Source organism: Pectobacterium sp. F1-1 (genome assembly GCF_025643735.1).
GTDB classification, from domain to species: domain Bacteria; phylum Pseudomonadota; class Gammaproteobacteria; order Enterobacterales; family Enterobacteriaceae; genus Pectobacterium; species Pectobacterium colocasium.
Genome location: NZ_CP104733.1, coordinates 2,722,068 through 2,734,371, shown reverse-complemented (window position 1 = coordinate 2,734,371; position 12,304 = coordinate 2,722,068). Strand labels below are relative to the sequence as shown.

Sequence of the window (12,304 nt, the reverse complement as noted above, 5' to 3'; positions counted from 1 at the left end):
TATGAATTCGCGTCAAGTCAGCGCCGATTTGAACGTGTCCCCCAGCCGTGCACTCGACGGATGTCACTGCACGACAGGGGGAGCTTTTGAGGTGGCGACAGCCTAGTGGACAGATGTTCAGGCTATATGCAATTCAGGCGATACGTAACAGAGACTCCGCTTGCATACTACGACGAACGCTAACCGGCACCGATTTAGAGGTTGGCGTGTGCGTTTCATCCCCGAAGCTGGACAATGGCACCAGCGGGTTGGTTTCTGGGTAATAGGCTGCCAGATTGCCGCGTGGAATGGCGTAGCTCACCAGCTTGAATCCATTGACGACGCGGGTGATGCCATCATTCCACAGCGTTTCGATATCAACCCGATCGCCATCTTCCAGCCCCAGTGCGCTGATGTCATCCGGGTGCATGAACAGCACTTCTCGTTGCCCATACACGCCGCGATAGCGATCGTCCAGTCCATAAATGGTGGTGTTGTACTGGTCGTGTGAACGCAGGGTTTGCAGCGTAAAAGGCACATCGCTGCCTTGTAGCTGTGGGAACAGCGTATCGGGCAGCGTGGCATGGCTGAATTGCGCTTTCCCGTTGAGGGTATTGAAGTGCAGTTCGGCGGCAGCATTACCGAGATAGAATCCGCCCGGCAGGTCGCACTTGGCATTGAAATCGGTAAAACCGGGAATCGTCGCGGCGATATGGTCGCGGATGCGTGAGTAATCGTCCGCCAGCGCCAGCCAGTCGAGCGTTTCATGACCGAGAACCGCATCGGCAATCCCGGCGACAATGGCTGTTTCCGAGCGCTGCAACGGCGAAAGCGGCTGGCCGACACCTTGTGACGCATGCACCATGCTGAAGGAGTCTTCAACGGTAATAAACTGCGGGCCGCTGGCTTGCATATCGAGATCGGTACGACCGAGCGTCGGCAGAATTAGCGCATCGATCTTGCCGGTAATCAGGTGGCTGCGGTTGAGCTTGGTACTGATGTGCACGGTCAGATCGCAGCGGCTGAGTGCCTCTTCGGTACGTGCCGAGTCCGGTGCGGCAGCCGCGAGGTTACCGCCCAGTGCGATAAGCACTTTGATCTCATCACGCAGCATGGCTTCCAGCGCTTCTACGGTGTTGTGGCCGGCGGCGTAAGGCGGCGTGAAATCATAATGCGCCGCCAGACGATCGAGAAATGCCGCAGTCGGCTTCTCATCGATCCCCATGGTGCGGTTGCCCTGCACGTTACTATGTCCACGCACCGGACACAGCCCGGCACCCGGTTTCCCCAACTGCCCGAACAGCAGTTGCAGATTCACGATTTCCCGCACGGTGGCGACGGAGTGTTTATGCTGGGTAATGCCCATCGCCCAGGTGCAAATGACCCGCGGTGACTGCTGATAAATCGCCGCCACATAGCGCAGTTGTGCTTCGCTCAGGCCGGACTGTTGTTCGATTTTCTGCCAGCTTGTCGCGTCGACAACGGCCAGATACTCGTCCACCTGCTGGGTGTGCGTGGACAGGAACGCCTGATCGAATAACCCCGTTTCCCCGTCGGACAGGCGCTGGCGATGCGTTTCCAGCAGCGCTTTTACCATACCGCGCACGGCAGCCATATCGCCGCCCAGATTAGGTTGCAGGTAAGTTTCGCTAATAGTGCCGGACAGCGGCGTGAGCAGCTCCAGCGGATTCTGCGGATTGGCAAAACGTTCCAGACCGCGTTCGCGGAGCGTATTAAAGGAGACGATGTGCGCGCCGCGATCGGCGGCATGACGCAGGCTATGCAGCATCCGCGGGTGGTTGGTGCCAGGGTTCTGACCAAAAACGAAAATGGCGTCAGCGTGCTCGAAATCGTCCAGTCGGATGGTGCCTTTGCCCACGCCGATACTTTGCTTCAGACCAATACCGCTGGCCTCATGACACATATTCGAGCAGTCAGGGAAATTGTTGGTGCCCAGCATGCGGCCAAAAAGCTGATACAGATAAGAGGCTTCATTACTGGCACGACCAGACGTATAAAGCTCCGCCTGATTGGGGTGATCCATGTTATTGATGTGGTGAGCGATCAGCGCAAACGCCGCGTCCCAGTCGATGGGAACATAGCGGTCACTGGCGCGGTCATAGCGCATCGGGTGGGTTAAGCGCCCCTGATATTCAAGGAAATAGTCGCTTTGCTGACGTAGTGTCGTGACGCTGTGGGCGGCGAAGAAATCCAGATCGACCGCTTTGCGCGTCGCTTCCCAACTGACCGCTTTCGCGCCGTTTTCACAGAAACTGAACGTGCTGCTGTTGTCATCACCCCAGGCGCAGCCGGGGCAGTCAAAACCTTTCGATTTATTGACCCGCAACAAGTTTCGGATATTTTTCAGCGCTTGCTTGCTGTCGAGCACAAAACGCGTGGTGGCTTCCAATGAGCCCCAGCCGCCAGCCGCGTTGCGGTATGGCTTGATGGATGGTTTGAATTTCATGACATATTCCGCAGGTGATGATGTTTTTTTTATGTGAACAAAATTTTAAATATTTGCTCTTGAGGAAAGTTTAGGTGTGGTCGGCGATCCCGTCTAATCAAATGCGGCTATGGTGGGATAGAGGCGGTTTATCAGTATATACTCGGGGCTTACCCACTACTGTGTCTGACGATCGAGCCTGACGATGGATATCAAGCAACTGCAATACTTGTGCAATCTGGAGAAAGAGCGCCATTTTGGCCGAGCCGCGGAAGCCAGTTTTGTCAGTCAACCAACGCTCTCTATGCGGTTGAAAAATCTGGAGCGAGAGCTGGATCTGCCGCTCATCAACCGGGGTAACAATTTTGAAGGCTTTACCGTCGAAGGCGAGCGCGTGCTGGCCTGGGCGCGGGAGATCGTCTCAGTTTATCAGGGGCTGAAACTGGAAGTCGCGTCGCTAAAACGCGGCGTCAGCGGTGTTCTGCGCATCGGTGCGGTGCCGCAAAGCAGTATTGCGCTGTCGAGTCTGCTGGCGGCGGTAAACGAGGTCTATCCGCAGTTGGATTTTCAGATCTCGCTGTTCAGTGCGGATCAACTGCTGGAAGCGCTGAATGCGCATTCGGTGGATGTCGGCATCGGCTTTTTTGAGTTTTCGACGCTACAGGAACTGCACTTTCAGGCGTCGCCGCTGACGGAGCAGGGCATTGATCTGTTGTTCCATCCTCACCATTTCCCGCAGTTAGTCGGGGATACGCCGCTGCCTCTCGCTGCGCTTTCCGATGTGCCGCTTTGTCTGGCGGAGGCCAGCCGCTATTTCCGTCGCTATCTGGATAGCCATTTCCGTGAAATGGGCGTCTCGCCGTGGGTCAAAGTGGAAAGCGCTTCTATCCTGCAACTGATCCAAAGCGTTTATGTCGGGCTGGGATGCGGCATTGTTCCCCGTGGCAGCCTCATTCCAGAAATGACGCCTGCGTTAACGCTGCGGCCGCTGCAATTTCCGCCGATGCGTCGTCGTGCGGCGGTTGTTGTCGCACAGGCAGGCAGAGCGACACCGCTGGCGCAGAACTTCTTTGATGTGGCACAGCAGTGGTTACACACTCAGTCGTAAAGACTTTCATCCTGTACCGGTGCTACCGATTTACTGGCGCGCAGCCGCCTGACGGACTGGCGCACCACCAGCGTACCGTTGAGCAGTGTGTTGCCAACCGGAGCCTCGGGACGGATCAGGCGGTATTGCAACAGCCTGACGGCCTCTTCGCCCAGCGCCTCACGCGGTACATGTACCGACGTTAGCGGCACGTCGTGAATGGCCGACAGATTGAATCCATCCATACTCATCACCGAAACGTCCTGCGGTACGCGCAGTCCCGCCTTGTGCAGCGCATTCACCACCCCGACCGCGATGAAGTCACCGCCTGCCAGAATAGCTGTAGGCCATTTATCCTGCGGGCAGCGGGACAAAAAGGCGGTCATCGCCTGTTCCGCGTCTGCCGTGCTGAAATTATCTAACGACAGCAGGTTGTCCCCGGTAGAAAACGGCAGATTATGGTACTGATAGGCATCCTGGATGCCGTCCAGACGCAGTTCCATCGTGTAGCGACGCAGGCATAATAGCGTCAATACGGCATGGTGCCCCTGTTCGAAGAGATAGTGGGCGGAGAACTCGCCAATTAACCGATGTGCAGGCGCCACACCCGGTAATCGCATCTTACGGTCGATGCAGTTAATCAATATACAGGGCTTACCGCTGTCCGCCGCCAGCGCGTGAATATAGGGATCGTCGATGCCGATCAGCAGCGCCGCTTCCGTGGCCGGATCGCGCATTTTGTCTAAAAAGAGCGCCGCATCGCTGTCATTTTCCTCCAGCCCGCAGTACCGCACTCGCACATCGTGTGGCTTCAGGGCATCAATGATGCTCTGTACCACCTTGTGATAGAAGATGTCTGACCGAATATCAAACGCGCGCGGTGGAGCGAAGATCGTTAACCCGTTCAAGAGCAGACGGCCATCGGCGGATTCGGTCATCAGGTCATTTCCTGCATGCTGAGCGCACTGGTGGTGGAATCGTTTGATAAAGGGCAGATGGCAACGGTGAACGGGATGCGCGGTTTATTCGCCTAAGCCAGACGCCGAGCTGTTTGTACGCTGGGTACAAAATGGCATGATGCACCCGCGTTTCACCATTCACTCCTGGAATGACGACCAGACGGTGAACGAGCCGTGGATGTATCCTGCGGTGACGCCAGCGATTCGCAGCGCTATTGAGCTACGCTATCGTCTGTTGCCGTATTTTTACACCTTACTGTGGCAAGCTAGCGCAGACGATGAGCCGATGCTGCGCCCGACGTTCCTCGATCACGAGCAGGACAGCACGACGCTGGCAGAAACTGACGATTTCATGCTGGGACGCGATATTCTGGTCGCCAGCGTGGTGGAACCGGGGCAGCGTCAAAGGGCGGTTTACCTGCCAGCGAATACGTCAGGCTGGTACGATTTTCATTCCGGCCAATGGTTCAGCGGTGGAAAGACGATCGTGCTGGACGCGCCATTGGAGCGACTTCCATTGCTGGTGCGCGCGGGCGCGATGATCCCGCTATCTACTCTTCTATTCCGTTACTCCCGTTCTCGTTCAGAAAATAGGTTTGTCAACGGTCTGACGCCTCGGTCTTATTGTTTATCGGGGCGTTTTTTTTGTTATGCAGAATATAAATAATATCCGATTGGTTATTTTAAGGATAAGGAGATGTTAATGAAGTGAATGGAATATTAAATATAAAAAAGAGTTGTGCCAATACCCCTAATAAAAGCGGATCTACAAAATAGTTTAAATACTAAGAAAACATTTTATAACATCAAAAAAAATAGATACTTGGTAAGTAATAAGTTCGCAAATTATCAGCCAGAAGAATTAATGATTAAAAGAAAAACATGGCCTTTTCGAACAGGATTTTATTTTAAGTGGAGTATTCATTATGAAGAATAATCACCATGATCTATTTGCCGCTTTTACACTCCCCAACGGTGCGACGCTGAAAAATCGGGTACTGATGGCGCCCATGACCACCTGTAGTGGGTTTTATGATGGGAGCGTGACCAAAGAGCTGGTGGAATATTATCAGGCCAGAGCTGGCAGCATCGGCACCGTGATTGTGGAATGCTGTTTTATTGATGATAAAGGGTTGGCATTTCCCGGTGCGATAGGGATAGACAACGACGACAAAATTGCCGGATTGACCAAAATAGCGACGGCGATTAAAGAAAAGGGATCGACGGCAATTCTGCAAATTTATCACGGCGGCCGGATGGTCGAACCGCGTTTTATCGGTGGTGCGACGCCAGTTGCGCCGAGTGCCATTGCCGCGCCGCGCGCGGGTGCCATCGTTCCGGTCGCGCTATCGGGCGATGAGGTTGATGCCATGATCGGCAAATTTGGCGATGCCGTTCATCGTGCCATTCAGGCGGGTTTTGATGGCGTGGAAATTCACGGCGCGAACACCTACCTGATCCAACAGTTTTATTCACCTCACTCTAATCGGCGCACAGATAAATGGGGCGGCAGCCGTGATAAACGTGCGGCGTTTCCGCTGGCCGTTCTGGATATTGCCCATGATGTTGCCGGTAAATACGCCGATCCGTCCTTTATCATCGGCTATCGCTTCTCGCCGGAAGAGATCGAAGAGCCGGGCATTCATTTTGATGATTCACTCTATCTGCTGGAGAAATTAGCGGCACGCGGGCTGGATTACGTTCACTTCTCGATGGGAAATATTCTGCGTTCATCGATTGTCGAAACAAACGATACGACGCCGCTGATTAAGAAATATGTTGCGCGCCGTTCTACGACATTAGCGGCAATTCCGGTGATTGGCGTCGGGGATATTGTCAATCAGGCAGATGCTGACGCGGCGCTAGAAAATGGTTATGACCTGATTGCGGTTGGCAGAGCCTGTATTGCCTATCCTGACTGGACAGATCGTATTGCCGAGCAGGAAAAGCTCGAACTTTATATTGCCAGCGATAAACGTGAAGCATTAATGATTCCTGAACCCCTGTGGCGTTTTTCATTAGTTGAAGCCATGATTCGGGACGTGAATTTAACCGGCAAAAAATTTAAATCCGGGGTTTATCAGGAACGCGTTCAGGATGAATGTGGCGAGTTGCGAATTCAGGTTCATTTTGAGCAGAATCGGGTCGCCGATATCGCGCTGGAGAATAGCGAGATGGATGATTCGCTGAAAATCAGTTTTGAGATTATCCGCGAACGCATTCTGGATACCAATAGTCCACACGTTGATGCCGTAACGGGCGCAACGGCACAGAGTGAAGCGATTAAAAAAGCGGTCACCAAGGCGATGGTGAAATCCAGCAAAGACGCCATCATTGCCGATGGCGGTAACCCAGACGCACGTCGTGAAGCGGACGTGGTGGTCATTGGCAGCGGCGGCGCGGGGCTGGCAGCGGCGATTCAGGCCAGCGAAGCGGGCGCGCGCGTTATCGTGATTGAAAAGATGTCGGTCATCGGCGGCAATACCATCAAGGCCTCTGCCGGTATGAATGCGGCGGGCACCGTCTTCCAGCAAAATAGAGGTATCGAAGATAGCCAGGCGCTGTTCTATGACGAAACGCTGAAAAGCGGCAAACAGAAGAACAATCCCGCGCTGGTGAAGTATTTCGTCGATCATGCGTCTGAGGCGATTAACTGGCTGGCGCAGCACGATATTGAACTGAGCGATATCACCACGACGGGCGGCATGAGCGTAGACAGAACGCATCGGCCTGCCAACGGCGCCGCGGTAGGCGGCTATTTGGTCAGCGGGCTGATTAAAAACCTCAATAAATACAATATTGAGGTGCTGCTGGAAACGTCGGTGACCGAGATTGTGCAGGAAAAGGGCAAGGTTACTGCCGTCAGAATCGTCAATGAGGAGCAGGAAGAGAGCCACATTGCGACAAAAGCGGTGATTGTTGCCACGGGCGGTTTTAGCGCGAATACGTCGATGGTGGAGTCATATCGTCCAGACCTGAAAGGCTTCGTCACCACCAACCACAAAGGGGCGACGGGCGGTGGCATTCGCCTGCTGGAACAGATCGGCGCGGATACGGTGGACATGGGGGAAATTCAGACCCATCCGACGGTTGAACAGACGACGTCTTATCTGATTTCTGAATCCATTCGCGGCGGTGGGGCGATTCTGGTGTCACCGCGCGGGGAACGCTTCTTTAACGAGATGGAGACACGCGATAATGTTTCATCAGCTATCGTGAATCTGCCAGAAGGCTATGCGTACATTCTATTTGACGAGCAGGTGAGAAGCCGCAATCGGGCGGTCGAAGAGTATGTCGCGCAAGGACTGACCGTTAGCGCGGGCAGCGTCGCGGAACTGGCCGACAGGCTGGATATGCCAGCGGTGGCGCTGCACGCTACGCTCGACCGCTACAATGCCTTTATTGCCGATAAGCACGATGAGGATTTTGGCCGCACGACGGGGATGCGCGACCCGCTGAATCAGGCGCCTTACTACGCCATTAAGGTAGCGCCGGGCGTACACCATACGATGGGGGGCGTTACCATCAACGAGAAGGCAGAAGTGCTGAACCGTTATAAAGAGACGATCTCCGGGGCGTATGCCGCAGGGGAAGTGGTTGGCGGTATTCACGGTGCGAACCGTATTGGCGGCAATGCCGTAGCGGATATCATTATCTTCGGTATTCAGGCAGGCATTCAGGCCGCGGCCTATGCGCGTGCGCCGCGTCGTTCCGACGTTTTTCCAACGAAGGCGCGTAAGCCAAGGTTTGCGAAAACGGCTGAAAATCAACCGATGCTGGTAGAAGAATAAGTGGCAGGAGCGTTAGTCGTAAAATAGCCGTGCTAATGGCGGGCGTCTGAAAGGGCGCTCGCGATTTTCCAACCGTATCCTCTCTGTATCGCTATTCGTTCATGGGAGCCACCGTATGCCTTCGGTCGATAACGTTTACGTTTATTCCGTTAATCTGATGGGCAGCCCCATTCTGCTCAAACTCTTTGTTCATGATGAAACCGCCGTCAGGCAAGTTTTCCAGCGCATCAAGCAGCTTGAAGACATGCTAACCGTTAACCGAGCGCGGTCGGAAGTGATGAGTATCAATCACGCGGCGGGAAAAGCGTATGTGTCGGTCAGCCCGATTGTCTTTGCGCTGATTAAACGCGCCAAAGCGGTGAGCCTGATGGAAAATAGTGCTTTTAATGTGGCGATTGGCCCCGTCGTCAAACTTTGGAAAATCGGTTTTAGCGGCAGCACGGTTCCTGACCGCGCATCGATACAACGGGCACTGGCATTAACACATCCCGAACGCCTTATTCTCAGAGAACAGGACTGCGCCGTGTTGCTGGAAAGCGCCGGAATGGAGATCGATCTGGGGGCGATTGCGAAAGGGTATATTGCCGATATCGTCCGTGATGTCCTGCATCAACATGCGATTCAGGATGCGCTGATTAATCTGGGGGGGAACGTGCTGGCGATTGGCAGCGCGTTGACGGATGAGCAAGGGTTATGGAGCGTCGGGTTACAGAAGCCTTTCGCGGATCGCGATAGCCTGCTGGGCATCATTAAGGTGAAGAACAAATCGGTAGTGACATCCGGCGTCTATGAACGCTTTTTTACCGTGGATGACCATATCTATCATCATATCCTCGATCCCCGGACGGGGTATCCGCTGGATAATGAACTGCACAGTGTAACGGTTATCTCGAATGATTCTCTCGACGGCGATATCTACACCACGCTGCTCTATGGCATGGGCGTGAGCGCGGGTATTGAATTTCTACACCGTCAGCCGGACATTGAAGCTATCTTTGTGACGAAAAACCGAGAGATTATTTTTTCTTCGCAGCGGAATTATACGTTTGAATTGCTGGATACGGATTATTCGGTGGCCGTTAGCATTGAAAAAAAGAGTAACAATCTGTTTACTAAAGGGATATTTAGTCCAGAGAGACGTGACAAGCGTATTGTCTTACCTGATTTAACCGAGCAGCACCATCTAGGTGTTATAGCCGAAAAAGGAAAGTAGCCTATCCGAGATAGGCTACTTTTGATGACTTATTTCAGTTCCAACTCGTTCATTGCAGCGATGCTGAAACCGCCGTCAACGTGCAGAACTTCACCGGAGATACCGGCAGCCAGATCGGAACACAGGAACGCAGCAGAGTTGCCCACGTCTTCAATGGTAACGACACGGCGGATTGGCGTAACGGCTTCGCAATGCGACAGCATTTTCTTGAAGTCTTTGATGCCGGACGCAGCCAGTGTACGAATCGGGCCCGCAGAGATGGCGTTAACACGCACGCCCTGAGCACCCATGGCGTTCGCCATGTAACGTACGTTTGCTTCCAGAGAGGCTTTTGCCAGACCCATCACGTTGTAGTTCGGGATGGCACGCTCAGCGCCCAGGTAGGACAGGGTAACCAGCGCAGAGTTCGGGTTCAGCATTTTACGGCAGGCTTTCGCCATCGCAACAAAGCTGTAAGAGCTGATATCGTGAGCGATGTTGAAACCTTCACGGGTAACGGCATCAACGTAGTCACCGTCCAGTTGGTCGCCCGGTGCGTAAGCGATAGAGTGCACGAAGCCATCAAAGGTCGGCCATACGTTAGCCAGTTCGGTAAACAGTGCTTCGATGCTGGCATCTTCAGCGACATCACACGGCAGAACGATGCTGGAACCCAGCTCGCTGGCAAAGCCTTCCACGCGTGCTTTCAATTTGTCGTTCTGATAGGTGAAGGCCAGTTCGGCACCTTCACGCTGCATTGCTTGTGCAATACCGTAGGCAATAGAACGGTTGCTGGCAACACCTGTTACCAGAATGCGCTTACCGGTAAGAAAACCCATAGCAGTAATCCTTGTGATCATTGTTGCTGCGATCGCCACTTCGGTGCCGGTAAACCTACGCGGCAAGTGACGACCGAGATGAATAAACCGCGCGATTCTACCATGTTGGGGACGGTAGGGGTACTCCGAGCAGTATCCGCCTTTTTCCACAGCCCTGTGGTCAGAGGGAATACCGTCGTTGTGCGCGGAGATTAACGTTGTGCGCCGTCGCGTCGCCAGGCATCGGCGCTGAGCGCTTCGCCGAAATGGCTGGCAATTAAACGTTTCGTCAGGTCGTGAAGCGGGGCGGACAACACATCGGCGGTACTGCCGCGTTCGACCACTTCGCCAGCCTGCATCACCAGAATCTGGTCGCTGATGTGCTTCATCATGCCCAGATGCTGCGTCACGTAAATATAAGAGATACCGTGCTTTTCCTGTAACTCCAGCATTAGGTTGATAATCTGTGACCGCATAGACATATCCAGTGACGCCAGCGCCTCATCGGCAACAATCACTTTCGGTTGCAGGATCAGCGCACGCGCCAGGCCAACACGCTGTTTTTGCCCCGGCGCGAGCGTATGCGGATAGTAATAGGCGTGGTCGGGACGCAGGCCGACCTGATACAGCGCCTGATTAATCGCTCTTTCGCGCGCTTCGGCGCTGAGGTCGGTATTCAGCCGCAGCGGGACGTCCAGCAACTGCCCGATACGCTGGCGCGGATTGAGCGCATTGCCCGCATCCTGAAAAATCATGCGGATACGCTGGCTGCGATAACGATAATCGCCGTAGTGCAGCGGATGATCGTCAATCACCAACTCGCCGGACGTTGGGGCGATCATGCCCGACAGCATTTTAGCCAGCGTCGATTTCCCCGATCCGTTTTCGCCGATGATGGCGAGCGTTTGTCGTTCACGTAGCGTAAAACTGACGGATTTCACCGCCTCAACGTGCTGACGGCGGAACAGCCCGGTCCGATAGCGGAACGTCTTGGTCAGATTGCGGGCTTCAAGCAGCATCTCAACCATCACGGTTCCTCCATGTTGAGCGGAAAGTGGCAGGCATATAGGTGGTTCTTAATGGAAAGCAATGGCGGCGTTTGCATACACTGTTTTTGTGAATACGGGCAGCGTGGGCCAAGTCGACAGCCAATCGGCAGATGCTCCAGCGAGGGGATTGCACCAGTCAGCGTGTTCAGCCGGCTTTTGTGCGGCAGCGAGCGACCGAAATCGGGCATCGCGCGAATCAGCGCCTGCGTGTAGGGATGGTGCGGCGCGGTGATCAAATCTTCACTGGTGGCGCTCTCCACCGTTTGCCCGCAATAGAGCACGTTGATTCGGTCGGCCCATTTGCTCATGGTTTGCAGGTCATGGCTGATGAGCAGAATCGTGGTGTTATTGTTTTGATTCAGGCGCGACAGCAGGCGGAAAATCTGCGCCTGCGTGGTGGATTCCATCGCGTTGGTCGGCTCATCGGCAATCAGCAGGCGCGGCTGGTTCGCCAACGCGATGGCAATCATCACTTTCTGGCACTCACCGTCGCTCAGCTCATAAGGGTAGCTGCCCATAATATCTTTATGATCTTTAATCCCGACGCGGTGCAGCAGTTCGATAGCGCGACGTTTGCGCCAGTTAAACCGCTGCCACCAGCGGCCTTTATACGTCCAGCCGGGAATCGCCTGCACCAATTGCCGACCAATACTTTCAGACGGATCGAGACAGGATTGCGGCTCCTGAAAAATCATGGAGACGTTGTGGCCAACCAGCTTACGCCGCTCGCGCGACGACAATTGCAGCAGGTCGATATCATCAAAGCGGAAGCGATCGGCGGTCACGCGCCAGTTCTCTTTGGTGATCCCGCAGATGGCTTTGGCGATCAGGCTTTTACCTGAACCGGATTCGCCCACCAGTCCACGAATTTCCCCTTCGCTCAGCGTCATGCTGACGCGATCGACGGCTTTTACCGCGCCGTCGGGGGTCAGGAATTCAATCGTCAGGTTACGGATATCAAGTAATGGCATAGGGAGTCGTCG

Annotated in this window: 7 protein-coding genes and 2 pseudogenes; 4 read left to right on the top strand and 5 right to left on the bottom strand. The window is 54.3% G+C overall.

The window, feature by feature from the left end:
• Positions 1 to 133: 133 nt before the first annotated feature.
• Entirely contained in the window at positions 134 to 2,446 is a 2,313-nt protein-coding gene (locus tag NAL19_RS11965; protein ID WP_263057453.1) for an FdhF/YdeP family oxidoreductase, read from the bottom strand.
• Between the two features lie 184 nt (positions 2,447 to 2,630).
• On the opposite strand from NAL19_RS11965, the gene NAL19_RS11960 reads away from it, so the two are divergent.
• Entirely contained in the window at positions 2,631 to 3,533 is a 903-nt protein-coding gene (locus tag NAL19_RS11960; RefSeq protein ID WP_263057452.1) for a LysR family transcriptional regulator, read from the top strand.
• Here NAL19_RS11960 and NAL19_RS11955 read toward each other — a convergent pair.
• Positions 3,524 to 4,438: pseudogene (locus NAL19_RS11955) on the bottom strand (LacI family DNA-binding transcriptional regulator); the annotation flags it as partial. The gene NAL19_RS11960 and the pseudogene NAL19_RS11955 sit on opposite strands and share 10 nt — an antisense overlap.
• Positions 4,439 to 4,544: 106 nt before the next feature.
• Here NAL19_RS11955 and NAL19_RS11950 point away from each other — a divergent pair.
• The 3 genes and pseudogenes from NAL19_RS11950 to NAL19_RS11940 all read left to right on the top strand — a co-directional run.
• Positions 4,545 to 5,066 (top strand): annotated as a pseudogene (locus tag NAL19_RS11950) (TIM-barrel domain-containing protein); the annotation flags it as partial.
• A 331-nt stretch (positions 5,067 to 5,397) separates the two neighbouring features.
• Complete coding sequence (locus NAL19_RS11945; protein WP_263057450.1) at positions 5,398 to 8,262, top strand: flavocytochrome c; 2,865 nt, start codon at positions 5,398 to 5,400, stop codon at positions 8,260 to 8,262.
• A 115-nt stretch (positions 8,263 to 8,377) separates the two neighbouring features.
• Positions 8,378 to 9,475: an FAD:protein FMN transferase gene (locus NAL19_RS11940; protein ID WP_263057449.1), complete on the top strand. Its 1,098-nt coding sequence runs from the start codon at positions 8,378 to 8,380 to the stop codon at positions 9,473 to 9,475.
• 29 nt (positions 9,476 to 9,504) lie between these two features.
• Here NAL19_RS11940 and fabI read toward each other — a convergent pair whose 3' ends face one another.
• From fabI to sapD, 3 genes are all read right to left on the bottom strand, one after another.
• Complete coding sequence (gene fabI, locus NAL19_RS11935) at positions 9,505 to 10,293, bottom strand: enoyl-ACP reductase FabI (protein ID WP_039351636.1); 789 nt, start codon at positions 10,291 to 10,293, stop codon at positions 9,505 to 9,507.
• Between the two features lie 191 nt (positions 10,294 to 10,484).
• The gene (sapF, locus tag NAL19_RS11930) at positions 10,485 to 11,300 is read right to left on the bottom strand and encodes a putrescine export ABC transporter ATP-binding protein SapF (RefSeq protein ID WP_225084893.1); all 816 of its coding nucleotides are present in this window, start codon (positions 11,298 to 11,300) and stop codon (positions 10,485 to 10,487) included.
• Positions 11,300 to 12,292, bottom strand: a complete 993-nt coding sequence (gene sapD, locus NAL19_RS11925) for a putrescine export ABC transporter ATP-binding protein SapD (RefSeq protein WP_225084892.1) — start codon at positions 12,290 to 12,292, stop codon at positions 11,300 to 11,302. Before sapD ends, sapF begins: the two co-directional genes overlap by 1 nt.
• Between the last annotated feature and the right edge of the window lie 12 nt (positions 12,293 to 12,304).

Coding starts and splice junctions, on each gene's coding strand:
- NAL19_RS11945 (WP_263057450.1), top strand. CDS start 5,398: ATGAAGAATAATCACCATGATCTATTTGCCGCTTTTACACTCCCCAAC.
- NAL19_RS11965 (WP_263057453.1), bottom strand. CDS start 2,446: ATGAAATTCAAACCATCCATCAAGCCATACCGCAACGCGGCTGGCGGC.
- NAL19_RS11940 (WP_263057449.1), top strand. CDS start 8,378: ATGCCTTCGGTCGATAACGTTTACGTTTATTCCGTTAATCTGATGGGC.
- sapF (WP_225084893.1), bottom strand. CDS start 11,300: ATGGTTGAGATGCTGCTTGAAGCCCGCAATCTGACCAAGACGTTCCGC.
- NAL19_RS11960 (WP_263057452.1), top strand. CDS start 2,631: ATGGATATCAAGCAACTGCAATACTTGTGCAATCTGGAGAAAGAGCGC.
- fabI (WP_039351636.1), bottom strand. CDS start 10,293: ATGGGTTTTCTTACCGGTAAGCGCATTCTGGTAACAGGTGTTGCCAGC.
- sapD (WP_225084892.1), bottom strand. CDS start 12,292: ATGCCATTACTTGATATCCGTAACCTGACGATTGAATTCCTGACCCCC.